At 62.5% G+C, this 23432-nt stretch carries 25 protein-coding genes; 14 read left to right on the top strand and 11 right to left on the bottom strand.

All coding sequences use genetic code 11. The annotated features are described in order from the left end of the window. Window positions 1–5: 5 nt before the first annotated feature. The gene (locus LB536_RS27115) at window positions 6–764 is read right to left on the bottom strand and encodes an arginyltransferase (protein ID WP_015318275.1); all 759 of its coding nucleotides are present in this window, start codon (window positions 762–764) and stop codon (window positions 6–8) included. Between the two features lie 140 nt (window positions 765–904). Beyond that, window positions 905–1375, bottom strand: coding sequence for an RDD family protein (locus LB536_RS27110; RefSeq protein WP_224597990.1), 471 nt, complete (start codon window positions 1373–1375; stop codon window positions 905–907). Between the two features lie 211 nt (window positions 1376–1586). On the opposite strand from LB536_RS27110, the gene sthA reads away from it, so the two are divergent. Further along, window positions 1587–2975 (top strand): Si-specific NAD(P)(+) transhydrogenase, encoded by a 1389-nt coding sequence (sthA, locus tag LB536_RS27105; RefSeq protein ID WP_140755439.1) that lies wholly within the window; start codon window positions 1587–1589, stop codon window positions 2973–2975. Window positions 2976–3044: 69 nt separating this feature from the next. Here the strand turns inward: sthA and LB536_RS27100 are convergent, their stop codons facing one another. Next, window positions 3045–3710, bottom strand: coding sequence for an alpha/beta hydrolase (locus LB536_RS27100; RefSeq protein ID WP_224597987.1), 666 nt, complete (start codon window positions 3708–3710; stop codon window positions 3045–3047). Between the two features lie 201 nt (window positions 3711–3911). On the opposite strand from LB536_RS27100, the gene LB536_RS27095 reads away from it, so the two are divergent. Continuing rightward, window positions 3912–5150, top strand: a complete 1239-nt coding sequence (locus tag LB536_RS27095; RefSeq protein WP_224597984.1) for an OpgC family protein — start codon at window positions 3912–3914, stop codon at window positions 5148–5150. A 16-nt stretch (window positions 5151–5166) separates the two neighbouring features. On the opposite strand, the gene LB536_RS27090 is transcribed toward LB536_RS27095, so the two are convergent. Next, window positions 5167–6243, bottom strand: a complete 1077-nt coding sequence (locus LB536_RS27090; protein WP_224597981.1) for a substrate-binding domain-containing protein — start codon at window positions 6241–6243, stop codon at window positions 5167–5169. 164 nt (window positions 6244–6407) lie between these two features. Between LB536_RS27090 and LB536_RS27085 the strand changes: the two genes are divergently transcribed. Together LB536_RS27085 and LB536_RS27080 are read left to right on the top strand one after the other, a co-directional pair. Further along, window positions 6408–6551 (top strand): hypothetical protein, encoded by a 144-nt coding sequence (locus LB536_RS27085; RefSeq protein WP_224597978.1) that lies wholly within the window; start codon window positions 6408–6410, stop codon window positions 6549–6551. Window positions 6552–6610: 59 nt separating this feature from the next. Beyond that, the gene (locus tag LB536_RS27080; protein WP_181178258.1) at window positions 6611–6757 is read left to right on the top strand and encodes a hypothetical protein; all 147 of its coding nucleotides are present in this window, start codon (window positions 6611–6613) and stop codon (window positions 6755–6757) included. A gap of 18 nt (window positions 6758–6775) precedes the next feature. On the opposite strand, the gene LB536_RS27075 is transcribed toward LB536_RS27080, so the two are convergent. Together LB536_RS27075 and LB536_RS27070 are read right to left on the bottom strand one after the other, a co-directional pair. Further along, a complete protein-coding gene (locus LB536_RS27075; RefSeq protein WP_224597975.1) occupies window positions 6776–7144 on the bottom strand; it encodes a DUF423 domain-containing protein in 369 nt (122 codons plus the stop codon). Window positions 7145–7178: 34 nt separating this feature from the next. Continuing rightward, complete coding sequence (locus LB536_RS27070; RefSeq protein ID WP_224597973.1) at window positions 7179–8432, bottom strand: multidrug efflux MFS transporter; 1254 nt, start codon at window positions 8430–8432, stop codon at window positions 7179–7181. A gap of 115 nt (window positions 8433–8547) precedes the next feature. Here LB536_RS27070 and LB536_RS27065 point away from each other — a divergent pair, with 115 nt between their 5' ends. Together LB536_RS27065 and LB536_RS27060 are read left to right on the top strand one after the other, a co-directional pair. Continuing rightward, window positions 8548–9213, top strand: a complete 666-nt coding sequence (locus LB536_RS27065) for a GntR family transcriptional regulator (RefSeq protein WP_224597970.1) — start codon at window positions 8548–8550, stop codon at window positions 9211–9213. A 231-nt stretch (window positions 9214–9444) separates the two neighbouring features. Continuing rightward, window positions 9445–9678, top strand: coding sequence for a DUF982 domain-containing protein (locus LB536_RS27060; protein WP_411966595.1), 234 nt, complete (start codon window positions 9445–9447; stop codon window positions 9676–9678). Between the two features lie 67 nt (window positions 9679–9745). Here LB536_RS27060 and LB536_RS27055 read toward each other — a convergent pair whose 3' ends face one another. Beyond that, window positions 9746–9892: a hypothetical protein gene (locus LB536_RS27055; protein WP_140755423.1), complete on the bottom strand. Its 147-nt coding sequence runs from the start codon at window positions 9890–9892 to the stop codon at window positions 9746–9748. Between the two features lie 199 nt (window positions 9893–10091). Here LB536_RS27055 and LB536_RS27050 point away from each other — a divergent pair, with 199 nt between their 5' ends. Both LB536_RS27050 and LB536_RS27045 read left to right on the top strand, forming a co-directional pair. Next, the gene (locus tag LB536_RS27050; RefSeq protein WP_224597964.1) at window positions 10092–11063 is read left to right on the top strand and encodes a glycosyl transferase family 90; all 972 of its coding nucleotides are present in this window, start codon (window positions 10092–10094) and stop codon (window positions 11061–11063) included. Window positions 11064–11215: 152 nt separating this feature from the next. Next, complete coding sequence (locus LB536_RS27045) at window positions 11216–12187, top strand: glycosyl transferase family 90 (protein ID WP_140809133.1); 972 nt, start codon at window positions 11216–11218, stop codon at window positions 12185–12187. Between the two features lie 24 nt (window positions 12188–12211). On the opposite strand, the gene LB536_RS27040 is transcribed toward LB536_RS27045, so the two are convergent. After that, the gene (locus LB536_RS27040; RefSeq protein ID WP_224597962.1) at window positions 12212–13255 is read right to left on the bottom strand and encodes an aldo/keto reductase; all 1044 of its coding nucleotides are present in this window, start codon (window positions 13253–13255) and stop codon (window positions 12212–12214) included. 281 nt (window positions 13256–13536) lie between these two features. Here LB536_RS27040 and ppk2 point away from each other — a divergent pair, with 281 nt between their 5' ends. Continuing rightward, window positions 13537–14457, top strand: coding sequence for a polyphosphate kinase 2 (ppk2, locus tag LB536_RS27035; protein WP_140755415.1), 921 nt, complete (start codon window positions 13537–13539; stop codon window positions 14455–14457). Window positions 14458–14702: 245 nt separating this feature from the next. Here ppk2 and LB536_RS27030 read toward each other — a convergent pair whose 3' ends face one another. From LB536_RS27030 to LB536_RS27020, 3 genes are all read right to left on the bottom strand, one after another. After that, window positions 14703–15347, bottom strand: coding sequence for a dihydrofolate reductase family protein (locus tag LB536_RS27030; RefSeq protein ID WP_224597958.1), 645 nt, complete (start codon window positions 15345–15347; stop codon window positions 14703–14705). A gap of 249 nt (window positions 15348–15596) precedes the next feature. Continuing rightward, window positions 15597–16628 carry a porphobilinogen synthase gene (hemB, locus tag LB536_RS27025; protein WP_224597955.1) on the bottom strand — a complete coding sequence of 344 codons (1032 nt, stop codon included), beginning with the start codon at window positions 16626–16628 and terminating at the stop codon, window positions 15597–15599. Window positions 16629–16740: 112 nt separating this feature from the next. Then, window positions 16741–17562, bottom strand: coding sequence for a DUF2066 domain-containing protein (locus tag LB536_RS27020; RefSeq protein WP_224597952.1), 822 nt, complete (start codon window positions 17560–17562; stop codon window positions 16741–16743). Window positions 17563–17725: 163 nt separating this feature from the next. On the opposite strand from LB536_RS27020, the gene LB536_RS27015 reads away from it, so the two are divergent. From LB536_RS27015 to LB536_RS26995, 5 genes are all read left to right on the top strand, one after another. Next, window positions 17726–18766 (top strand): enoyl-CoA hydratase/isomerase family protein, encoded by a 1041-nt coding sequence (locus LB536_RS27015; RefSeq protein WP_224597949.1) that lies wholly within the window; start codon window positions 17726–17728, stop codon window positions 18764–18766. Beyond that, on the top strand, window positions 18763–19185 hold the full coding sequence (locus LB536_RS27010) for a DUF6163 family protein (RefSeq protein ID WP_224597946.1): 423 nt from the start codon (window positions 18763–18765) through the stop codon (window positions 19183–19185). The genes LB536_RS27015 and LB536_RS27010 overlap by 4 nt, the downstream gene beginning before the upstream one ends. A 238-nt stretch (window positions 19186–19423) precedes the next feature. Continuing rightward, a complete protein-coding gene (gene ldtR / locus LB536_RS27005; protein ID WP_013896002.1) occupies window positions 19424–19939 on the top strand; it encodes a transcriptional regulator LdtR in 516 nt (171 codons plus the stop codon). A gap of 350 nt (window positions 19940–20289) precedes the next feature. Beyond that, window positions 20290–21543: a murein L,D-transpeptidase gene (locus LB536_RS27000; RefSeq protein WP_224597944.1), complete on the top strand. Its 1254-nt coding sequence runs from the start codon at window positions 20290–20292 to the stop codon at window positions 21541–21543. Between the two features lie 135 nt (window positions 21544–21678). Continuing rightward, complete coding sequence (locus tag LB536_RS26995; protein WP_224597941.1) at window positions 21679–23319, top strand: Na+/H+ antiporter; 1641 nt, start codon at window positions 21679–21681, stop codon at window positions 23317–23319. Window positions 23320–23432: the final 113 nt, after the last annotated feature.

Here is a 23432-nt window from a genome sequence, read left to right as displayed (position 1 = left end):
CAGCGTCAGACCGCTTCGTTGGTGTAGCGCTCCCAGCCTTTTGGGCCGAGATGCTCCTGCGGCATGAAGCGCATCTTATAATTCATCTTGCGCGAACCATTGACCCAGTAGCCAAGGTAGACATGGGGCAGTCCCATCGCCTTGGCGCGGGCGATATGGTCGAGGATCATGAATGTGCCGAGCGAGCGGCTTTCGAAATCGGGATTGAAATAGGAATAGACCATCGACAGGCCGTCGGCCATCTTGTCGGTGAGCGCGACCGCGATGAGTTCACCCTGACCCTTGCCGGTGATGAAGGTATCGGGTCCGCGCCGCCGATATTCGATCACCTTGGTGTCGACATGCGTATCCTCGACCATCATGGCGTAGTCGAGCACCGTCATGTCTGACATGCCGCCGCGGCGGTGGCGGGCATCGAGATAACCGCGAAACAGGGAATATTGTTCGGTCGAGGGCTCGGCATTGTGCATGGCGCCGACGAGGTCGGAATTGTGCTGCAGCACGCGTTTCATGTTGCGGCTGGCGGTAAACTCCTGAGCCAGGATGCGCACGGATACACAGGCGCGGCAGGTCTCGCAGGCTGGCCTGTAGGCTATGTTCTGCGAGCGCCGGAAGCCGCCTTGCGTGAGCAGGTCGTTCATCTCCGAGGCCTTGTCGCCGACCAGATGCGTGAACACCTTGCGCTCGAACTGGCCGTCGAGATAGGGGCACGGCGACGGCGCGGTCAGGAAAAACTGCGGCGACTGGGTCGGGTGCTGCGTCATCGAGCCTTGGAAACACTCCTTCGAATCGCTCTACCTTTGGCTCCGGCGACGAAAAATTCAACAGGATTGTGAAGGTGTGGCTGACTGAACACCTTCACATTTGCGCTCAAGGGCCCGTGGTTTCTCTTGAGGGCCGGTTTTTAACGGCCGGTACGGCTGACGACGGTGCCGAGCAAAAGATCGTGCAGCGTGCGCTTGCGGTCGGAGAACAACGTCACCAGCAAGACCAGCGGCGACAGGATGACGTTGCCGGCCCAGAACAGCACGGAATGGACGACCGCCGTGAGGCCATCGATCGGCCTGCCATCGAGACGGTCGAGGCGGATGCCCATCATCTTCATGCCCGTAGTGGCCTGGTCGGCGCTGCCCAGCGTGTTCCAGATGTAGAGGATGGCGACTGCCGGCACCAGGACGCCAAACAGCATCCAGCCAAGGCCGAGGGTCAAAAGACCGAGGAAGAACACCAGGATCGCGAACGGAATGGTCAGCAGGGCGACGATGATATAGTCGAGCAAGAAGGCCAGGATACGCCTTGTGCGGACGCCTTCATAAGCCCTGACATCGTCGAGCCGAGTGTCGATGATTTCGCCGTCGAGAACGCGAGCGTTCATGTCATTTCCTCGTAACAGGGTCCGACATAGGGTGCGGACCGCTCGATGATGAAATGGTGAAGGCTCGCCGCGGAATCAAGATCGGGCCTTTCGCCGGATCGCACGGCGGAGCCAGACGGCCGACAGTCCGAATCGGTTGAATTCGCGGCGCGGATGGCGTTAGCTTGTTGCGGCGCAACAAAATGGGCGCCGGGGGCAGGGACGGGCACATATGGATTACGACATGCTGGTCATCGGCAGCGGCCCCTCGGGCCGCCGCGCGGCGGTGCAATCGGCCAAACTCGGCAAATCGGTGCTGGTGGTCGACCGGGGCCGGCGTCTTGGCGGCGTCTCGGTGCATACCGGCACCATTCCCTCGAAAACGCTGCGCGAAACGGTGCTCAATCTCTCGGGCTGGCGCGAGCGCGGCTTCTATGGGCGCGGCTATCGGGTCAAGCAGGATATCTCGGTCGGCGACCTGATCGAGCGCCTGCACAAGACGCTCGACCATGAGGTCGAGGTGCTGCAACACCAGTTCATGCGCAACACGGTCAAAAGTGCGCGCGCGGCGGTGAAATTTCTCGGCCCCAACAAGGTCAGCCTGACATCGGACAGTGGCGACTACAGCGAAGTCGGCTTCGCCAATGCGCTGATCGCCGTCGGCACGAGGCCGCATCGGCCGCGCGACGTGCCCTTCGACAAGACCCGTGTCTTCGACAGCGACGAGATGCTTGAACTCGACCGCCTGCCGCGCACGCTGACTGTGATCGGCGCCGGCGTCATCGGGGTCGAATACGCCACCATCTTTTCCGCGCTCGACGTGCCGGTGACGCTGGTCGAACCGCGCAACTCCATCCTCGATTTCGTCGACCGGGAGATCGTCGACGATTTCATCCACCAGATGCGCGACCGCGGCATGACGATAAGGCTAGGCAGCGCGGTCAAGGAAATCCGCTCCAAGGCGGAAGCCGCCGAGGTGGAACTGGCCGATGGCCGCACGATCCGCTCCGAGGTCGTGCTCTACGCGGCCGGCCGCACCGGCAATGTCGGCAGCCTCGGCCTCGACGTTGTCGGCATCGAGGCCGACTCCAGGGGCCGTATCAAGGTCGATCCGCAGACTTTCCAGACCAGCGTGCCCAATATCTACGCCGCCGGCGACGTCATCGGCTTTCCGAGCCTCGCCTCCACCTCGATGGAGCAGGGCAGGGTGGCCGCCTGCCATGCCTTTGGCGTGACCCTGCCGGCGCCGCCGGAGACCTTTCCCTACGGCATCTATGCGGTGCCGGAGATCTCGACGGTCGGCCAGTCGGAGGAACAGGTACGCCAAAGCGGCGACGCGTATGAGGTCGGCGTCGCGCGCTTCCGCGAGACGTCGCGCGGCCACATCATGGGTGTCAATACCGGCTTCCTGAAGCTGTTGTTCTCGATCGAGACGCGTCGACTGCTCGGCGCGCACATCGTCGGCGAGGGCGCCACCGAACTCATTCACATCGGCCAGGCAGTGATCAATCTCGGCGGCACGGTCGACTTCTTCGTCAACAACACCTTCAACTACCCAACGCTTGCCGAGGCCTACAAGATCGCCGGCCTCGACGCCTGGAACAGGATGGGGCGGGGGTAGGGGCGGCTATTCAGCGGTCGCTGGTCGATCACGCTGCGCACCTGAGAAGCGAGCGGTCCGGAAAGACGATCAGCCTAGCTGGGTCGCCGCCGATCCCGCTAGCCAGTGCCTGATGATTGCTGCGTCCGGGTCACCGATTTCGTGGCCCGATGGAACAATCCGGGCGTCGATCTCCGTGCCGTGTCGGCTGAGCAGCGTCACCAGCGCCGGCGCGAAAGGCCCGTAGGTCTCGTCGGCGGCTCCCGCAATGATCAGCGTCCGTGTTCCCGTAAGGTCCGTCGCCGGTACCTTGTCTAGCACCGGCATTGGCCTCAACAGGGCCGCCCGGCGGACGATGCCGGGATGCAGTAGCATCAGGCTCGAAACCAGATTGGCGCCGTTCGAATAGCCAAGGAATGTTGCGTGACCGAGATCAAGTCCATGGCGCGCGGCGCCTTCGGCTGCAAATGCCGCGAACGCGGCGGTTTCGACACGTATGCTTTCCTGGTCGAAGGTGGTCGGCGTGATTCGCTCGAACCAGCGAAAACCGTCCTCCTGGGGGATGCGGCCTCGCACCGCGATCAGGACGGCGTCGGGTGCCATGCTTCTCGCCAGCGCCACCATGCTTGTCTCGTCGACACCCGATCCATGCAGCAGGAACAGGCATTCGCGGCGGCCCTTGCCAGCGCCGAGGAGGCGATACGGAAAGGCCAGATCCAGCACTAGGGTGCCGTTTTCGGCATTGTCGCCAGTCATATCGCATCCCGTTGATTATATGAGGTTCCGCTCAATTTGCCGGCTTCAAAACGCAATATTTTCATGCTCCGCGAAAGTTGATTGAACCAGGCGCATTCCGGCCCGTTTCTGCGGCGATACACTCCATCCGGGAGGAATCGAAGCGGTGCGTCGGGGGTCGCATTGCTGGACATGAACAACCAGCTTTGAGGCCTTTTGTCGATGACTACCCCTGTTTCGCCAGATCGCGATTTGCGTATCCCAGATCGCGATTTGCGTATCCCAGATCGCGGCTTGCGTATCTTGGAACGCGACACGCGTATCGATGTATTGCGCGCGCTGGCGTTGCTCACGATCTTCATCGACCATGTTCCGGGCACGGCTTTCGAGGCCCTGACCTACAAGAATTTCGGTTTTTCGGATGCGGCCGAAGCGTTCGTGCTGATTTCCGGCATCTCGGTCGCGCTCGCCTACGGCACGAAATTCCGACCGGGAGGCCGGCTTCTGGCGACCTTGAAGATGTGGCGGCGGGCGGGCGTGCTCTACGCCGCCCATATCGTCACGACGATGGTGGTGATGGCCCTGTTCTGCGCCGTGGCGGTGTTTGCCAAGCGGCCGGAACTGCTGAAGCTCATCAATATCGAGCCGCTGATGAAGAATACGCCGCAAGTGCTGGTCGGCATCGTCACGCTCGGCCACCAGCTCGGCTACCTCAACATCCTGCCGGTCTATGCGGCGCTGCTTTTGATGGCGCCGGCATTCGTCCTGTTCGTCAGCTACAGGCCCGTCGCGGCGCTCGTCGTATCCGGCACGCTGTGGCTCGTAGCCGGAATCTGGCAGATCGCGCCGCCCAATTACCCCGAGCCCGGTTTCTGGTTCCTCAATCCGCTGTCCTGGCAGTTCCTGTTCAACATCGGCCTTGCCGCCATGCTGCATGTCAGGCGCGGCGGTGTCATTCCGGTCAACCGCTGGCTGATCGGCGCGGCCGCCGCCTATGTGCTAGCGGCGCTGGTGTGGGTGCATAGCCCGCTCTGGGGACATATAACGTGGTTCAACCTGCCGGTGGTGATCGGCGGCTTCGACAAGACCTTCCTGTCGCTGCCGCGGCTGTTGCACATCCTGGCGGTCAGCTACCTCGTCGTCGCCCTGCCGGTGCTCTCCAGCCTGTTCCGCACCAGCCCCGACCATCCGCTGGCGATACTGGGCAAACGATCGCTGCCGGTCTTCATCGCCGGCACGGTGATCGCCATGGTCGCCCAGGTGATGAAGGTGATCAATCCAGGCGGATTCGTCTATGACAGCCTACTGATATCGGCCGGCATTGCCATGCAGTTCGCGCTCGCCTTCTATCTCGAATGGCTGTCGACCATCGGCGGTTCGGGCAAGGCCCGTACGGTCCAAAAGGATCCCGCGCCGGCTGCGCCTTTCGGCCTCTCTGCCGTGGCAAGAGCCAATCGGTAGGCGGTTCGGGGGCGGTTCAGCCGCGGGGCTGGCCCGACGAGCCCCGCACGATCAGTTCGACAGGCAGTTGCTGCCGGCTGACCGGCCCGTCGCTCTCCAGGATCGCCCTGACGGCAAGGCGGCCCATCTCGGCGATCGGCTGGGCAATCGTGGTTAATGGCGGCTCGGACACTGCGGCTTCCGGAACCCCGTCGAAGCCGACGACGGAAATATCGTCAGGCACGTTGAGCCCGCGTGCGCTAAGCCATTCCAGCGCCACCAGGGCTATTCTGTCCGACATGGCCAGGATGGCGGTGGGCGGCGCGTCGGAGGCGAAGATGGTTTCGAGGCCCGCCTTCGTGCTCGCCACGTCGTTGGCGGTCTCGTAGACGGGCACTTTGGATGTATCGATGCCAACCCGCGAAAGCTCCCGGAGATAGCCGGTGAGGCGGTCGCGCGTTCCTGCATAGGTTGCGGCCCGGACCTGTTCGGCCGAAACAAGGCCTGTCCTGTCGTCGGCGAAGGGCAGCGCCAGGACGGCGAAGCGGCGATGTCCGAGATCGGTGAGATGGCGGGCCGCCATGCCGGCGCCGGCGATGTTGTCGACACCGATCGCGGCGACCGACCCGTCCTCGGAATCGAGGTCGAGCGCGACGAAGGGCAACTTGCGTTCGCGTGCCAACTCCACCAGGCGCGAGCCGCCTTCGATGCAGAAGACGATGAAGCCGTCGACAAGGGCGCTCTGGATGTTCCAGGCAAGCTGCTCGTTGTTGGCGGCCGAGACCAGGGAAATGCCGGCTCCCGTAGCATCGCAGGCCTGCGAGATGCCCGCCATCATGACGCGCGCGAACGGATCGTCGAAGAAATAGGAGAGGGGCTCGGCTGTGGCAACGCCAATGGCGTTGACCTTGCCGGCGCGCAGCAGCCGGCCCTTTGGATCGGGCCCGCCATACCCCATCGCCTCGGCGGCCGCGCGAACGCGTTCGCGCACTTCCTCGCGTACGATCTCGGGTCGGCTGAATACGTTGGACGCCGTGCCGTGGGAAACACCGGCGGCCTTGGCGATGTCGGCCAGCCGTACGGGTCGTCGATTGCCTGCGGTGAGTGACGCCATTTGCGCGTGCCTCCTGACATGCATTTAGCACGTTCCTGGGCCGCATCTAGTATTTTCGTTGGATCGATTCAAATTTTGCTTGACCAGCGGCGATCATGGTCTTATGTTTGAATCGATCCAAAATAACAAATTTGAACTGTTTGACTGGCCAAAGGAGGAGCGTCATGCATCCTGTCAACTATCTGTTCGATGACATTTATCGCAACGACTGGAATATCGGGTCGGCCGCCAACAAAGCCAGGCGCCGTGGTGAAACCGGTCCATGGATTCGCGACCTTCGTTTCCTGGTGATCCGCAATCGGGGCTGATCAGCCTATTCTTTTCAACGCCCGTGGATTGGATCGATTCAAAACGAGGAGAATGAGACATGCATCCCATCCAGCATCTGTTCGAAGATATTTATCGCAACTACTGGGGCATCATGCCTGCCGCCGAGCGGCCAGAGGCAAGGCGCCTGAAGAAGCCGGCCGCGCGCAATCGTGATCTGCTGATCCGACCCGAACGTCGGCGCTGATTCCTGCTGGATTGAACCTCAGGAACGTGGGCGTGCCAGGGCAGAAATTGCTATCGCCAGCCAGCCGACGATGAGCAAGGTGCCTCCGATTGGCGCCGACATCGGAAACAGTCTCGATCCCAGGAAATCGCGGGCGAGAAGATCGCCCGCGAAAAGCACGAGCCCGGCGAGCAGAACGAGGCTTGCGATGCGCAGCCAGCGGTTTGCTCCTCCGACAAGGCCAATGGCCAGAAAGACCGGAGCATGCATCAGGAGGAACGACGCGGCCGTGCCGATGAAGGCGCCGCCGCGATGCGCGGCTGCTGCCGAAAGCGCCACCCCCGCCGCGCCGACGAGACCGCCGGCAAGCACGAGGAGGCGGCTGCCGTTTGGGTCGGCGAGGTTCATGGTCGGCGTGCTCCTTCTGCGGATCGGGTAAGTCTCAGGGCTTGCCCGCTTCCAGTGCCATATGCCGCGTCCGCCGCGACTGGACAATCCAGTTGTAGGCGGCACCAAGCGCCATCAGCACCGATGTGCCCAGAAACACCGCCGGCATGCCGAAATGGCCGCCGACAAAACCGCCGGCCAGCGGTCCCGCGACCTGCCCGACATACTGCGCCGAGATCGCCAAGCCAAGCACGTTGCCGCCGACGCCGTCTGGGATGTTATGCCTGATGACACTGGTGATGCAGGGCAGGAGGCCGCCCAACGCCACGCCCATCAGGAAACGCAGGCCGATGAGCTGCCAGCCGTTGGTGACAAAAGCCTGCGGGATGAGCAGCAGCGCCGAGACCGCCAGCGCTCCCACGACAACGTTCCAGTGCCCGATCCGGTCTGCGAGCTTGCCGAGCCAGGACGCCGACAGGATGGTGCCGAGCGCGGCCGCCGACATCACAACGCCGGCGACGAGCGTCACCCGGCTCTGGTCCTCGATGAGCTGCTGCACATAGACGGCGATGATAGGCTCGATCGACATCGTGGCGAAGGCGAGCAGCATGCCGGTGGTCAGCATGGCCACCACCGGGCGCTTGTCCGGGATCTGCGACCAGCCGCTTTTCGGCTTTGCCGCCGGCACGGCTTTGGCCGCCCTCGGGCGCGGGTTCTCCTTGATGAGGAAGGTCGTCGCCAGGAAGGCGAGGAAGATCACCCCGCCCGACAAGAGGAAGGTGGCGCGAATCCCGATCACCGGCGGCAGCACGCCGCCGAGCAAGGGACCGACCAGCGAGCCCGCCGTGATGCCCGCCGACAGGACGCCGAGCGCCCAGCCGGAGCGGTCCTTCGGCGTCTGCATGGCCACCAATATGGTCGAACCCGAGGAGTAGCCGCCGGCGAAGCCGATCAGCAGGCGCAGCAGGACCAACTGCCAGACCGTCTCGACCATACCCGTCAGCGACATGCAGATCGCCATGCCGAAGGAGGCGCGCACCAGCATCACCTTGCGGCCGTAGCGGTCGCCCAGGCGTCCCCACAACGGCGCGACCATTGCCGCGGCGAAGAAGGTGGCGCCATAGGCGATGCCGGACCACTGTACGATGGCGGCATGACCCTGTGCGCCGAGCTGTTCGACATAAAGCGGCAGGAACGGCAAGAGCAGGGTCATGGCGATGAGCGTGCTGAACGAGCCCGCGAAACAGACGGCGAGATTGCGTCGCCAGTGGATATTGTAACCGCTTTGTTGCGTGTCTTCCTGTGCCATGTCCTGCCTGCCCGGTATCAGCGCTTGTTGCGGATACCATTTTGGGATACCAAACTGGTATCCGTCATGAACTTCAAGCCGGTCGCTGTCAATGCGGCTTCGGAAAGGACGCGCGATGTCGCAGATGCAGAATGTCGAACGGCAGCTTCGCGAGATGATCCTGGCGCTCGAGATCGGGCCGGGAGAGCGGCTGACCGAACGCTGGATCGAAGGCCAATTCGGCGCCTCGCGCACGCCGGTCAGGGCGGCACTGCTGCGGCTGGAGACCGAGGGACTGGTCGGCAGGGACGGACGCGGCTGGACGGTCTCGCCCATCAACCTGGCCGAGCTCGAGCAGATCGCGGTCTATCGCGAGGCGGTCGAGGTCGCGGCGCTGCGGCTGACATGCGGGCAAGCCGACAAGAGCGCTGTCGATGTCGTCGAGGCGATGCTCGATTCCTGCGACGAAAACACGCCGCGCGAGGAATGGCATCGTGTCGGCATGGATTTTCACATCGAGCTGGCACGGCTATCCGGCAACGAATTCCTGTTTCGGGCGGTCCGTGACGCCATGACGCGCCTGTCGCGCGCCCGCTGGCTGGAAGTGCGTGACGAAACGGCCCTTGGCCGTGCCTGGCTCGAACATCGCGCCATCCTTGCGGCGACACGCCTTGGTCAGGCCGATGAAGCCGCGCGGCTGCTGTCGGCCCACATTGTCGGCAGCCGTGACCGGCTGGTGACGTCGCTTGCCAACGACCGACGTGGCCTTCGCGCCAGGGGATTTGCCGTCGTCGCCGCTTAATGCATGTCGCCCGGAAGTGTCCTCGGTTCCGGGATAACGACATGCATAAGTCAGAAGCTTACAGCAGGTCGGGCGAATCCTATTCGCCGCGACATGCTGTAGTGCGGCCTATGCACGGCAGCGTTCGCCGGAAAAACAGGCGGCGTCTGACGCGAAGCGCACTTTCGGCCTCGCTTCAAGCAAGCCGATGGCGTAAGAGCGGCGATGGAAAACAATCGGTTTGAAACGCCCGTGACCGTCAAATCCCTCACGGCGGGAAGCACTCAGCTCTTGCGTTCGGCAAAGGAGGCTTCCGATTACCTTCTCAACAGCTGGCCCGGGAAGCGCAGCGCCAAGCATCGCGCGGCGCTGCAGGCCTGCCACGACGCACTCGCCGGCGACAAGCCGGCGATGAATGCCCGACGCGCTTTCATCGCCGCGGCGCGGGAGGTGGATGTTTTCATCAGCGACAAGGCGCCAGCCTGACATAGGCTGACACCGACAATTCGCATTGAGGCACGGCCCGCATTCGCGGGCCGCATGCCGCATGCCGTTACTCCTCGGTTTCGGCCTCCGTCTCGGTCTCGGGCTTCGAACGTTCGCGCGCGGCAACCTTGGCCGCCAGCTTTTCAGCCTTCTTGGCTGCTTTCTGGCGGTCGCGCTCCTTGCGTTCCTGATCGTAGTTTGGTGCTCGCGCCATATCGGCTCCTTTTGTCACTGCCTTGCGGCCCTGACCCTGCCTAGGAGCATTAGCCGTCAAACACAACAGCCGAAGCGACAATGCGTGGATGCTGGTGTCGAAGAGATGCGGGGGGTTGCCAGATGGGCGCCACAATGATGTAGGAAACGCGGGGCGCCAATGAATTGAGAGCTGCCTGTTTATTTTGATCAAGTGACCGATGGCCACAATTTCGCGGACCGCAGCAAGAGTTTTCTACTATGCGAGAAACGCCGCGCGCGATGTCGCTCCGCAGGCGCTGTTTCGCGCCAGGCTGGCGGGCCGTCTCGAAAGGGCCAGGCTTTCCGGTGAGGCAGTGCGCCGCAGGCTGAACTACTACAACAAGCTGCAGGATGGGTTCGCGCCAAGCGCCAATGCCGTGCGCATCGGCAAACTGCCGTTCACGCCGACCATGTACTATTACGACCTGAAGGAATTCGCCCGCTACTTCGATCCCGGTTTGTTCATCGACCTGGAATTCGGCGATGTCAGGAACGTGCCGAACGTGCCGACGATCGTCAAGGATCGGCCGATCCGTGATGACGACAAGAACGCGATCATCATGAAGCTCGACAAGTTTCGTCATTTCCAGATGCCGGCTGATGCCATCTCGTTCGCCGACAAGCTGCCGGCCGTGGTCTGGCGCGGCGATCTCAACAATCCGATCAGGACAAGATTCCTCAAGGCTGTGCGCGACCTGCCGTTCTGCGATGCCGGCTCGCACAAGCCGAATGCGCCAGCGGAATATGCCAAGCCCTTTCTCAGCATCAGCCAGCACCAGCGCTATCGCTACATCGTCTCGCTCGAGGGCAATGACGTGGCGACCAACCTCAAATGGATCATGAATTCCAACTCGCTCTGCATGATGCCGCCGCCGACCTATGAGACATGGTTTGCCGAGCGGCAGCTCGAGGCGAATGTCCACTATGTACCGCTCGAAGCAGACTTCTCCAATCTTGCCGAACACGTCGCATATTTCGAACGGAATCCGGCGAAGGCAGAGCGCATCGTCGCCGCCGCGAACGCCTATTGCCGCACATTCGACGACGAGCGGGCCGAACAGGCGATCTCCCTGCTGGTGCTCTACAAATATTTCGTGCTCTCGGGTCAGATCAAACCTGATGCCGAGGTGTGGCGCTACATAACGGGCTAGTTGCCGGTGCATCCCCCCGGCGCGCCTCGTCAAGGCCGGCGCCATCTGTTCGGGCACTGCCGGAAAGCGTGGCCCAACGATGCGCAATCATGCCGCCGGAACCATCCCGGCTGTTGTCTGTTTAGTGGCGCTTGTTTTAGATTACGAGAACGATGGCCACCATAAAACGAACGACGGCAAGGGTCTTCTACTATGCGCGAAACGTCATGCGCGATATCGCACCCCAGGCGATCTTCCGACGACGGCTGGCGGGCCGCCTGGAACAGGCCAGGCTCTCGGACGAGGCCGTGCGCCGACGGCTGAATCACTACAACAAGCTGCAGGACCCTTTTACGCCAGGCCCGGATGCGGTTCGCATCGACCAGATACCTTTTGAACCGAGCATGTACTATTACGACCTGAGGGAATTTGCCCGCTATTTCGATCCGTCATTGCTCATCGACCTGCAGTTCGGCGACGTCAAAGGCGTGCCAAAAGTGCCAACGCTCGTCAAGGATCGGCCGATCCGCGCCGACAACGGCAGCGCTGTCATTATGAAGTTCAACAAGTTCCGCCACTTCCACATGCCCGCCGACGCCGTCGCCTTCGCCGACAAACGCCCGGTCGTGGTCTGGCGCGGCGACCTCAACAATCCGATCAGGACACGGTTCCTGGATGTCGCGCGCGACTTGCCGTTCTGCGACGCCGGTTCGCACAAGCGCAGTGCGCCGGCTGAATACAGCAAGCCCTTCCTCAGCATCAGCCAGCACCTGCGCTATCGCTACATCGTCTCGTTGGAGGGCAATGACGTGGCGACCAACCTCAAATGGATCATGAATTCCAACTCGCTCTGTCTGATGCCGCCGCCGACCTACGAAACATGGTTTGGCGAGAGCCAGCTCGAGGCCGGTGTCCACTATGCGCCGCTCGAGCCGGACTTCTCCGATCTCCGTGAAAAGGTAGATTATTTCGAGCAGCATCCGGCCGCGGCGGAGCGCATCATCGCCGCAGCCAATGCCTATTGCCGCAAATTCTCCAATGAACAGGACGAGCAGGCGATCTCCCTGCTCGCCCTCTACAAATATTTCGTGCTCAGCGGCCAGATCGAACCCGATGCCGAGCTCTGGCGGTTCATCGGCAGCTAGCTCTCGCTCTTGGCCTGACACCGATCAGATATCGCTGCGGTCGAGAACCATGTCGGCGGGGCCGAAGCGATCCTTCGCCGTCAGTTGCTGGTGCCAGTAGGGGTAGAGCAGGGGCGGCCGGCTGACCGCGTCGAGGCGCTGGCGTTCTTCGGTGCCGAGCTCCAGGGCCGCGGCCGCGAGGTTGTCCTTCAGCTGGACGTCATTGCGGGCGCCGATCACCAGCGAGGAGACGGCAGGGCGGCCGAGCAGCCAGGCAAGGGCCACTTGCGCCGCCGATACTCCACGATCCCTGCCGATCTCGACCAGCACATCGACGATCCGCCAGAGCTGGTCCTCGTCGCGGATCGGCGGCTCGGACCAGCCGGCGAGCTGGCGGGCGGTCGGGCTGTCGCGGCGGTATTTGCCGGACAGCAGGCCGCCGGCGAGCGGGCTCCAGACCAGCACGCCCAGCCCCTGGTCGACCGAGATCGGCAGCAGCTCGTACTCGGCCTCGCGCGCTTCCAGCGTGTAATGGATCTGCTGGGTGACGAAGCGTTGCTGGTGACGGCTGTCGCTGATGGCAAGCGCCTTCATCAGCTGCCAGCCGGAATAGTTGGAGCAGCCGATGTAGCGCACCTTGCCCTGGCTGACCAAAGTGTCGAGCGCCGCAACGGTTTCCTCGAGCGGGGTGAGGCCGTCCCACTGGTGAACGAAATAGATGTCGATGACATCGGTCTTCAACCGCTTCAGGCTCTTCTCGCATTCGCGGATCAGATGATGGCGCGACAGGCCCTCGTCGTTCGGACCCTTGCCGATCCGCATCCGCGCCTTGGACGCGATCAGCACGTCGTTCTTGCGTTTGCCGCCGAGCGCTTCGCCTATGATTTCTTCGGACAGGCCGTTCGAATAGACATTCGCGGTGTCGATGAGGTTGATGCCGGCGTCGATGCACATGTCGATCATCCGCTTGGCTTCGGCGAGATCGCTGTTGCCGACCGCGGCGAAGGGCCCGGCGCCGCCGAACGTCATGGTGCCAAGCGTCAGCGTCGAAACCTTCAGGCCCGAACGGCCAAGGGTGCGGTATTGCATGTCAGATCCTCACGATTTTGTTGAAGAGGTGTGCCGCAAAGGGCGGGCCTGGAACGCGACCGGGGATTTGTAGGACAATTCGGTCGGCTTGTCGCCGTGCGATGACGTCGATGGATCATACATCGCGGAATTTGCAACGGCCGCAATCGCGCCCGGGCTGCAATAAAACCGTCACTGCCGGCCTATATTGAAGTCGGCTCAGGTGTTTCCATTCCAGGCCGCTGGCCAGCAATTGGGGCGCCCAGTGGTAACCGACAGGGCTTGCAAGCGGAGCAGTTGATATGACCGAGCTGAAACAGAATTCCCCTGCCAAGGACTGGCTCGAAGCCGAGCTCGCCGACACGCTCGACGAAGATTATGAGCTCGAATTGTCGGAGCCGGCGCTGTCGATGGAGATCGCCAAGATCTACAAGAACTCGCATCCGCCTTCGATCGATCGGATGCAGTATTTTCGCGACCTGATCAGCCTCCAGTCCGAATTGATCAAGCTGCAATCCTGGGTCGCCTATCACAAGAAGAAACTGGTGGTGATTTTCGAGGGCCGTGACTCCGCCGGCAAGGGCGGCGTCATCAAGCGCATCACCCAACGGCTCAATCCGCGCATCTGCCGCGTCGTGGCGCTTCCGGCGCCGACCGAACGCGAGAAGTCGCAATGGTATTTCCAGCGCTATGTCCCGCATTTGCCGGCAGGCGGCGAGATCGTGTTGCTCGACCGCTCCTGGTACAACCGTTCCGGCGTCGAACGGGTGATGGGCTTTGCCAACCCCGAGCAAGTCGAGGAGTTCTTCCATGACGTGCCGGAGTTCGAGCGCATGCTGGTGCGCTCGGGTATCACCGTGGTCAAATACTGGTTCTCGATCACCGACGAGGAACAGCAGATGCGCTTCCTGATGCGCATCCACGACCCGATGAAGCAATGGAAGCTGTCGCCGATGGACCTGCAGTCGCGGGTGCGCTGGGAACAGTACACCAAGGCCAAGGAGGAGACCTTCGCCCGCACCAACATCCCCGAGGCGCCGTGGTTCATCGTCGAGGGCAATGACAAGAAGCGCGCGCGCCTGAACTGCATCGATCATCTGCTGAAGCAGCTGCCGTACGAAGACGTGCCGCACGAGGAGATCACGCTGCCGGAACGCGTCTTCAACCCCGAATACGAACGCCAGGTCCTGCCGCGCGAGCTTTACGTGCCGGAGAAGTATTGAAATAGAGGTTCCATTCTACCCGTAACTATACGAGGAGAAGGTTCCGGCAGGCGGATGAGGGGCGGCGCCAACTTCTACAAGTTAAACCCGGTCAAATCGCTGCGTGGACCGAATGTATTCTGAGCTATTTTTGTAATCGGCGGTGTTATCGGGCAAGGAAATCTTCGTTCGGCGGCGCTGCCCCTCATTGTCCTGCCGGACATTTCTCCCGTATAGTGACGGGGAGAAAGGGGCAAGCGCTCCGCCTAGGCCCTTTTGATGTCCACGTGGGTGGCCAGCGCCGTTGCCGCCTGCTCGGTGCACTGATAACCGAGCTTGGGCATGTCGAGGCCGGCAAAAAGGTTCTCGCCCTTGCCCAGCAGCACCGGCGAGATCGCCAGGTGCATCTCGTCGATGAGTTTCTCCTGCAGATATTGCCGGATGGTGGAGACGCCGCCGCCGACCCGCACGTCCTTGCCGCCGGCCGCCGATTTCGCCTGCTCGAGCGCCGAATGGATGCCGTCGGTGACGAAATGGAAGGTCGTGCCGCCTTCCATGGCTATGGGCGCCCGCTCGTGGTGAGTCAGCACGAACACCGGCACATGGTAGGGTGGGTTGTCGCCCCACCAGCCCTTCCACTTGTCGTCAGGCCATTCACCCCGGATCGGGCCAAACATGTTGCGGCCGAGGATCCAGGCGCCGAGGTTCTCGAAGCTTCGCGCCGCGAAGTCCTCGTCGACGCCTGTCTCGCCGCCTTCCTCGCCAAACATTTTGCGGAAGGTGCGGGTGCTGAAAGCCCATTTGTGCAGGGCCGTTCCGCCGACACCGAGCGGGTTTTCCAGGCTCTGGTCGGGACCAGCGCCATAGCCGTCGAGCGACAGGGTGAATGCGTTGACGCGCAATTTGGACACTGGACGCTCCTCGATAGCTGATCTCATTTCGCAAGCAGTTTATTTTAACAAGCGGATTGCGGAATACAACCGGGATTTCCAAGGAACACGAAGGCTCCTGCCAGATATTGCCGCAAGACGATATCCGGATCGTCTACCGGGAGTTGGACCTGGGCGGCCGTGTCGACGGCCGCCCGATCATCGGAGATTTCCATGAAGCGGAGAAGAGAACTGGCAAAAATCGCTTGCCGGTGCCTGAAAGGGTAGGGGCTACCCTTTCAGCATTTCCGCCACTTCAGGCGCGAAATAGGTTAGGATGCCGTCGCAGCCGGCACGCTTGAAGGCGAGCAGAGATTCCAGCATCGCCTTCTCGCCGTCGATCCAGCCATTGGCGCCGGCCGCCTTGATCATCGAATATTCGCCCGACACCTGGTAGGCGAAGGTGGGCATCTGGAATTCGTCCTTCAGCCGGCGGATGATGTCGAGATAGGGCAGGCCGGGCTTGACCATCAGCATGTCGGCGCCCTCGGCGATGTCCTGTTCGGCCTCGCGCACCGCCTCGTCCGAATTGGCGTGGTCGATATAGTAGGTCTTCTTGTCGCCCTTGAGCAGGCCGGCGGTGCCGACCGCTTCGCGATAGGGGCCGTAGAAGGCCGAAGCGAATTTGGTGGCGTAGGACATGATCGCCACGTCCTGAAAACCGTTGGCGTCGAGCGCGTCGCGGATGGCGCCGATACGGCCGTCCATCATGTCGGACGGCGCGATGATGTCGGCGCCGGCGGCAGCCTGAATGACGGCCGCCGCCGCGACCTGTTCCACGGTCTCGTCATTGACGATGATGCCGTCGCGCAGGATGCCGTCATGGCCATGGCTGGTGAATGGGTCGAGCGCCGCGTCGGTGATGATGCCGATCTCGGGCACCGCGTCCTTTATCGCGCGGGTGGCGCGGTTGATGACATTGTCGGGGTCGAGGATGTGCGAACCGGTCTGGTCGCGCAGGCCGAGATCGACATTGGGGAAGGTGGCAAGAGCCGGAATGCCGAGCTTGGCCGCGCGTTCGGCCTCCTTGACCGCAAGGTCGACCGACAGGCGAAAGACGCCGGGCATGGCGGCGATCGGTTCGCGGACATTCCTGCCCTCGACGACGAAGATCGGCCAGATCAGGTCGTCGACCGAAAGCCTGTTCTCCTGCACGAGCCGGCGCGACCAGTCGGCCTTGCGCATGCGGCGCAAACGGCGGCTGCCGGTGACGTCGTCGACGCTGCGCGCGCCGGCAGGTTTTGCTGGGTTGAATTTGTTCATGGCCAAAACTCCGGATCGGCAGCTTTTACCACGAGCCCTTGGTGCTGACCAATGCGACACGTTTGTGCCAGTGTCGAAAGCTGCCACAGCGCTGTCCGCCACGCCCGTTGGGTCATGGCTGCCCATTGCCCGAAAGGATCTGTGCCCCGCCTCCGATTGCCACACGAAACGCCTCGTCGAAGCTGACACCGCGCACCTGCCAACGATAGGTCTTGCCGTGATCGGCCAGTCGCCAATAGGCGATCCAGCCTAGCTCCTCATCGCTCCATACGATGCTGCCGGCGAGCGCTCGGTCGCCTCCGGCTTGTTTGGCCAGCCGATCCAGTTTCGCCATGTCGGCCGCCCGCAGCGCTTCTTCGCCCAGGTCGCTCAGCTGTGCGGCCTTCGGAAAGACAACATGCATCAGCATCGGACCGGTGGCATTGACGAAAGATTCGCGCATTGTCTCGCCACGCCCTTCCTCGGCGGTCAGAACGAAATGCCGAGCGCCTTGTTCAGTCGTGAGAAAGACGGTGAGCGTCGGCCGTTCGCCAAGCCAGGATCTGCTGCCGAGCGACGCCAGCAGTTTGTCGATCACATCAGGTTTGTAGAAGCAGGTGAGATCATGCGGCCGGTCATGCGTGCCTTGCTCGTCATGGATCGGAATGCCCTCCAGCCGATCATGGTAGCGGAACGAGTCGACGAAGCTGCCGGCCTTGTCGCGCAGCGCGTCCATTTCGCGTCTGGCAAGCAGCCGCTGATCGCCCGAAACTCGGACGAGGACCTTGTCGAGGCAAGTCCTGAAGCCGAGCTGGCGGTTTTCTTCACCCTGGCCGGTGACGATGGTCTGCGATTGGTAAAGGTCGCCAAGGTCGGCTGCCGTGGCGGGAACATTGGTTGCCCACAAAGCAGACAGGCAAGTCAGAACAAGGACAAGGCGCAAAAACTGCGGCATGGCTCACTATCCGGCTCTTGGCCTGTCGTAATGGCTGCCAACGTCTAGCATCGGCTACCGCTTGCCGCCAAGACCGCGGCCGACAGGCCGCTGCCATTGACGCACCCATGCGCCGCCTTTAGCACTTCAGTCCCGCAGGCGCGGGGACAAGGATTCTCTGGCGATGGATTTTGGTGGAGGCGACGAAATTCGCTTCGAAAGACTGGGCAGGGCCGGCGTCGTCACGCTGACGCGGCCGCAGGCGCTCAATGCCGTCACCCATCGCATGGTCAAGGCGATGGACAAGGCGCTGCGGTCCTGGGAGCGCGATGACGGCGTTGACGTCGTCGTCGTCAAGGGCGAGGGCAGGGCGTTTTCGGCCGGAGGCGATATCCTGCACATCTACGAAGCCGGCCGGGCTGGAAAGCCACCCGTCGAGTTCTTCGCCGACGAGTATCGGCTCAACGCCTACATCGCCCGTTTCAAGAAGCCCTATGTGGCGCTCATCGATGGCATCGTCATGGGCGGCGGGGTCGGCATTTCCTTCCACGGTTCGCACCGGGTGATGACCGAGAATGCGCAGTTCGCCATGCCGGAGGTCGGCATCGGCTTTTTCCCCGATGTCGGCGCCAGTCATCTGCTGCCCGACCTTGGCGGTTCCTTCGGCATGTATCTGGCGCTGACCGGAAACCGCATCCGCCATGGCGATGCGCTGTGGTCGGGGCTGGCCACCCACACCATCAAGGCCGAAGACCAGGCAAGCGTCCTCGACCGGCTGGCGCTGACGGGCGATCCTGAATCGGTGCTGCGCGGTTTCTTTGTTCCGGCCAAGCGGGAGACCGACAGGCCGATCCTGGAGGCGATCGCCCGCCATTTCGCCCAACCGTCGCTGCCGGATCTCATCGACAGCCTGGATCGCGCGGGCAAGGACGAATTCGCGGCCGGTACGCTGGCGACGATCCGCATGCGCTCGCCGACCAGCCTTCGCGTCGCCTGGCGGCAGATCAGCGCCGGGCAGACATTGTCGATGGACGACTGCATGAGGATGGAGTTCCGCATCCTGAACCGCATGCTGGCCGGCCACGATTTCTACGAAGGCATCCGTGCCGCCATCATCGACAAGGGCTCGAAGCCGCAATGGCGGCCGGCAAAGATCGATGCGGTCAGCGAGGCGGATGTCGGGGCCTATTTTTCTCCGCTCGGCGATCGGGAGCTTGAGCTGTGAGCGAGGTGACATCGAGACGCGTGGTCCTGCAGCCTTCGACGGTCGAGGTGATCTTTGCCTGGTTCCAGCGCGTCATCGCGGGCTACTGCCTGATGTTCGGCGTCCTGTACTGGATCAAGCTGATCGGATTCTATCCGGGCTCGCTGTGGCGCTTCGACCTCATGCCGGTGCATTGGCAGGTGGCGGCGGTGATGCTCGCCGTGTTCTTTCCCTTTGCCGCGGCGGGATTGTGGATGCTGGCGTCCTGGGGGCCGGTGATCTGGTTCATATGCGCGATCACCGAGATCGTCATGTATGCCGGCTTTCCCGAGCTTTTCGGCCATCGTCCCCTGATCATCGTCTCGCATGCCTGCGTGGCGCTGCTCTACATCGTCTTTCGCGTCGTCATCTACCTGCAGAAACGACCGGCACGGCACTAAGCCCTTGTGGGCGTTGACTGCCTGGCGACCGCCTAAATCCGGTCGCGCGACCATTGCCTAAATCTTTAGGTTAATCATCCTTGCTCGGGTGACCGTTCGTTAAGCGTCTTGCGAAACCTCTTACCGGTAAGCTCTTGTTAGCCCTAGCGTTTAAGTCGAATTTTATGAGTATTCGATAGTGTCGCGATCAAGGTGAAAAACAAAAAATCACCAGGGCGACAAACGAGAGGCAAAGACAATGATCAATTCGCGTCCGGCGGCGAAGACCGCCAACGTTTCCGACGATCGCCGCGAGGCTATCCGTTCCCTGTACATGGAATCGCTGCAGCTGGTCGAGCGTCTGCACCGCCGTCTGCTCGATGTCATCAAGGACGAATTCGACCGCAACGGTCGCTCCGACATCAACGCCATCCAGGCGCTGCTGCTCTTCAATATCGGCAATTCCGAGCTGACCGCCGGCGAACTGCGCTCGCGTGGCTACTATCTCGGCTCGAACGTCTCCTACAATCTGAAGAAGCTGGTCGATCTCGGCTTCATCAACCACCAGCGCTCGCGCATCGACCGCCGTTCGGTCCGCGTCTCGCTCACGCCGAAGGGCAATGAAGTGGCTGATGTGGTCGCCGGCCTCTATGAACGCCATGTCGGCTCGATCGAACAGGTCGGCGGCATCAACACCGACGAGTTCAAGCAGATGAACCGCGCCCTGCAGCGGCTCGACCGCTTCTGGAACGACACCATCGCCTACCGGATGTAAGACCATCCAGGAAACGGAGCCGCGCCGCAGAAGCGTGGCCATGACAGCGACCTCCAGTCAGGGCCGGTGCCGAAAAGCACCGGTCTTTTCTTTCTTGCATCCGGCCAAAGCAAATTACGGGCCAAGGCCACGTTGCCGCCATATTCCAATGGAACCGAGAGTGGCAGTGATGCTGTGGTGAAGACCATGCGTCCACCCGCAAACCGCATCGCTGCTCTTGGCTTTGTCGCCAATGTGATACGGACCATGGTTGGCTAATTGTTAAGATTGCCGATTTTAGAGTGCGGGCGAGATCGCGCGATGATCGACGCAGCAAGTGATCGAACGCTACAAGAATGTCTGGAACGTCCATGAGAACCAGCCGCCGCTTTTTCCTTTCCGGAGCCTCCGCGCTCGCCGCCGCCGTAGTGGCCGGTCGTGCGAATGCGCAGGATGTGATCGGGGATATCCTGAAATCCTCGGCGCGCGGCAACTGGGATGATCAGTTCGATGCCCGCGCCAGCGAAGGCGGCAAGGTGGCCTCGACGCTGCCGATCTTCAGCCCGCAGACCGTCGCCTTCACCGAGCAGGCGGTCGCGCAGTATCAGAACATTGTCGGGCAGGGTGGCTGGACAGACGTTCCCGCGACCAAGAAGCTTGAGCTCGGCGTCGACGATCCGGATGTGGTGCCGCTGCGCAAGCGCCTGATGATTGCGGGCGACCTGTCGCAGAGCGCCGGCATTTCGACGGCTTTCGATTCCTATGTCGACTCTGCGGTCAAGCGCTTCCAGTTGCGCCATGGCCTGCCGGCTGACGGCTCGATGGGCAAGTACACCTACGCCGCGATGAACGTCTCGGCGCAGATCAGGCTCGGCCAGCTGCAGACCAACCTGCAGCGGCTGAAGGAGAAGGCCGGCACGTTGGGCAGCCGCTATGTGCTGGTCGACATTCCGGCGGCGCAGGTCGAAGCGGTCGAGAACGACCGCGTCGTGCTTCGCCACACCGCGATTGTCGGCAAGATCGATCGCCAGACGCCGATCGTCAATTCCAAGATCAACGAGATCATCGTCAACCCGTACTGGAACGCACCGGTCTCGATCGTGCGCAAGGACATCATTCCGCTGATGCGGAAGGATCCCGACTATCTCAAGAACAGCCATATCCGCCTGTTCGCGCCCGATGGCAGCGAAGTCGATCCGATGAACGTGGACTGGTCGACCGACGATGCCGCCAAGTACCGTTTCCGTCAGGATCCCGGCTCAGAAAACGCCATGGCGTCGGTCAAGATCAATTTCCCGAGCCCCGACGGCGTCTACATGCACGACACGCCGCAGCAGAGCCTGTTCGGCAAGATGATGCGCTTCGATTCGTCGGGCTGCGTGCGCGTCCAGAACGTGCGCGACCTCGTCACCTGGATCCTGCGCGACACGCCCGGCTGGGATCGCCAGCATTTCGAGGCGGCTATCAAGACCGGCCAGAACACGCCGATCCAGGTCACCAACCCGGTGCCGGTGCATTTCCTCTATCTCTCGGCCTGGTCGACAGGACCCGGCGTCGTCCAGTTCCGCGACGACGTCTACGCGCTCGACGGCGCCAGCGAGCTGCAGATCACGTCTTCGCTGTAACAAGCTGATATTTTTGCAAAAAAAGCCGCCCTCAGGGCGGCTTTTTCGTTGCGGACGCCGTCAGATCCAGTCCTTTGACCGGCTGGACGAAGCTCCGGCGATTGGCGATGGTCGGCAAACAGCCGGATTCGTGCCATGGACGTCGCCATTTTCATTCTCGTCGTGCTCGTCTTCGTGGCTCTGTCCGGCGCGCTCGTCCGGCTGGTTCGGGTGCCGCTGCCGGTGCTGCAGATCGCCATCGGCGCGGCCCTGGCCTGGCCCGCCAAGGGCCTGCATGTCGAGATCGATCCGGAACTTTTCCTGCTGGTGTTCATCCCGCCGCTTCTGTTCGGCGACGCCTTCGCGGCGCCCAAACGCGAACTCGTCGCCTTGCGCGGACCCATACTCGATCTCGCCATCGGGCTCGTCTTCTTCACCATCGTCGGCTTCGGCTATGCCTTGCACTGGCTGGTGCCGAGCATTCCGCTCGTCGTCGCTTTCGCGCTGGCCGCCGTGCTGTCGCCGACCGACGCCGTGGCGGTGTCCTCGATCGTCGACAGGAATGTGGTCCCGTCCCGGCTGATGCACATATTGGAGGGCGAGTCGCTGCTCAACGACGCGTCGGGACTGGTCATGTTCCGCTTTGCAGTGGCGGCGGCATTGACCGGCAGCTTCTCCTTCGCGGGAGCCTCGCTCAGCTTTCTCTACGCCGTCGCCGCCGGCATCCTGGCCGGTGTCGCGGCCCTGTTCATCGCCGCCAGGGCGCTGCAACTGCTCAACCGCATCGGTGGCGTGCCGGCCGAGGCGCAGGTTCTCGTCATGATCCTGCTGCCTTTCGTCGCCTATCTCGGCGCCGAGCATGTCGGAGCCTCGGGTGTCCTGGCGGCGGTGACCGCGGGCCTGCTGACCGGGGTCACCGGCATGTTCCGTTTCCTCGGCGTATCGGCGCGCATGCAGACCCTGTCTCTTTGGGCGACGCTCACTTTCGTCTTCAATGGCGCTCTCTTCATTCTGCTCGGCCTGCAGCTTCCCGACATCATCCGCAAGGTCCCGCCGGAATTGTCCAGCCGGCATTGGCTGATCGAGCCGGTGGCGACGGTGCTGATCCTGACGCTCTGCCTGATCGGGCTGCGCTTCCTGTGGATCTGGGTCGGCGACATCGCCCAGGCGATCGCGGCGCGTCTCGGCCAGCGCAAGGCCGAGCCGTTCGGGTTTCGCGTCCGGCTCGCCGGCTCCGTAGCCGGCGTGCGCGGCGCCATCACATTGGCAGGCATCCTGTCATTGCCGCTGGCTTTGCAGGATGGCTCGCCATTTCCGGCACGCGATGTCGTGATCTTCCTCGCCGCCGGCGTCATCATCTGCTCGCTCGTGATTGCCAGCTTTGCCTTGCCCAGGATCGCGCGGGGACTGGTCGAGCCGGGCGAGGATCCGGCCGCGGCGGAGGAGCGCCGGGCGCGCGTCGGCGCCGCCAATGCGGCGATCGCCAGGATCGAGAGCATCGCCAACGAGGCAGGCGAGGGCGAGGCGGTCGAGGCGCGGCTGGCCGTCGCCGACAGCATCGTGGCAGGTTACCGCAGGCGCATCGCGGCTTCCGACGAAGCCGACGAGGCCCGCGCCGAGGCTCGCGAAGCCGGCAGGCTGGAACTGGAACTCAGGGCGGCGGGCATCGAAGCCGAGCGCGCCGCGCTACGCGATATGTTCCGCAGCCAAGAGATCAATGATCACACGATGCGCGCCCTGTTTTCCGAAATCACCTTGACCGAGGCCTTGCTGAAGCAGCGGCGGGACAGGAAATAGCGGTCTGCCGGTCCTTTGCCGCAAACCGGCCAGCAAATTTCGCGCCGCAAACGTGGCGAGCCCAAAACAACTGTGTTAATGGCCGGCGAACGCAATGCATGTCGCCCAGAACC

The sequence above is a fragment of the Mesorhizobium sp. ES1-3 genome, assembly GCF_020164795.1.
Lineage (GTDB): Bacteria > Pseudomonadota > Alphaproteobacteria > Rhizobiales > Rhizobiaceae > Mesorhizobium.
Note: the sequence above shows the minus strand (reverse complement) of the source record. Positions and strands in the feature narration are given on the sequence as shown.

What these genes read in the sequence shown, in the direction of transcription:
- LB536_RS27090 (WP_224597981.1), bottom strand. Translation starts at nt 6,243, where the DNA reads ATGGCGTCACTCACCGCAGGCAATCGACGACCCGTACGGCTGGCCGAC.
- hemB (WP_224597955.1), bottom strand. Translation starts at nt 16,628, where the DNA reads ATGAACAAATTCAACCCAGCAAAACCTGCCGGCGCGCGCAGCGTCGAC.
- LB536_RS27115 (WP_015318275.1), bottom strand. Translation starts at nt 764, where the DNA reads ATGACGCAGCACCCGACCCAGTCGCCGCAGTTTTTCCTGACCGCGCCG.
- LB536_RS27045 (WP_140809133.1), top strand. Translation starts at nt 11,216, where the DNA reads ATGGCCACCATAAAACGAACGACGGCAAGGGTCTTCTACTATGCGCGA.
- LB536_RS27075 (WP_224597975.1), bottom strand. Translation starts at nt 7,144, where the DNA reads ATGAACCTCGCCGACCCAAACGGCAGCCGCCTCCTCGTGCTTGCCGGC.
- ldtR (WP_013896002.1), top strand. Translation starts at nt 19,424, where the DNA reads ATGATCAATTCGCGTCCGGCGGCGAAGACCGCCAACGTTTCCGACGAT.
- sthA (WP_140755439.1), top strand. Translation starts at nt 1,587, where the DNA reads ATGGATTACGACATGCTGGTCATCGGCAGCGGCCCCTCGGGCCGCCGC.
- LB536_RS27080 (WP_181178258.1), top strand. Translation starts at nt 6,611, where the DNA reads ATGCATCCCATCCAGCATCTGTTCGAAGATATTTATCGCAACTACTGG.
- LB536_RS27020 (WP_224597952.1), bottom strand. Translation starts at nt 17,562, where the DNA reads ATGCCGCAGTTTTTGCGCCTTGTCCTTGTTCTGACTTGCCTGTCTGCT.
- LB536_RS27040 (WP_224597962.1), bottom strand. Translation starts at nt 13,255, where the DNA reads ATGCAATACCGCACCCTTGGCCGTTCGGGCCTGAAGGTTTCGACGCTG.
- LB536_RS27050 (WP_224597964.1), top strand. Translation starts at nt 10,092, where the DNA reads ATGGCCACAATTTCGCGGACCGCAGCAAGAGTTTTCTACTATGCGAGA.
- LB536_RS27065 (WP_224597970.1), top strand. Translation starts at nt 8,548, where the DNA reads ATGTCGCAGATGCAGAATGTCGAACGGCAGCTTCGCGAGATGATCCTG.
- LB536_RS27015 (WP_224597949.1), top strand. Translation starts at nt 17,726, where the DNA reads ATGGATTTTGGTGGAGGCGACGAAATTCGCTTCGAAAGACTGGGCAGG.
- LB536_RS27110 (WP_224597990.1), bottom strand. Translation starts at nt 1,375, where the DNA reads ATGAACGCTCGCGTTCTCGACGGCGAAATCATCGACACTCGGCTCGAC.
- LB536_RS27085 (WP_224597978.1), top strand. Translation starts at nt 6,408, where the DNA reads ATGCATCCTGTCAACTATCTGTTCGATGACATTTATCGCAACGACTGG.
- LB536_RS27000 (WP_224597944.1), top strand. Translation starts at nt 20,290, where the DNA reads ATGAGAACCAGCCGCCGCTTTTTCCTTTCCGGAGCCTCCGCGCTCGCC.
- LB536_RS27055 (WP_140755423.1), bottom strand. Translation starts at nt 9,892, where the DNA reads ATGGCGCGAGCACCAAACTACGATCAGGAACGCAAGGAGCGCGACCGC.
- LB536_RS26995 (WP_224597941.1), top strand. Translation starts at nt 21,679, where the DNA reads ATGGACGTCGCCATTTTCATTCTCGTCGTGCTCGTCTTCGTGGCTCTG.
- LB536_RS27070 (WP_224597973.1), bottom strand. Translation starts at nt 8,432, where the DNA reads ATGGCACAGGAAGACACGCAACAAAGCGGTTACAATATCCACTGGCGA.
- LB536_RS27095 (WP_224597984.1), top strand. Translation starts at nt 3,912, where the DNA reads ATGACTACCCCTGTTTCGCCAGATCGCGATTTGCGTATCCCAGATCGC.
- LB536_RS27100 (WP_224597987.1), bottom strand. Translation starts at nt 3,710, where the DNA reads ATGACTGGCGACAATGCCGAAAACGGCACCCTAGTGCTGGATCTGGCC.
- ppk2 (WP_140755415.1), top strand. Translation starts at nt 13,537, where the DNA reads ATGACCGAGCTGAAACAGAATTCCCCTGCCAAGGACTGGCTCGAAGCC.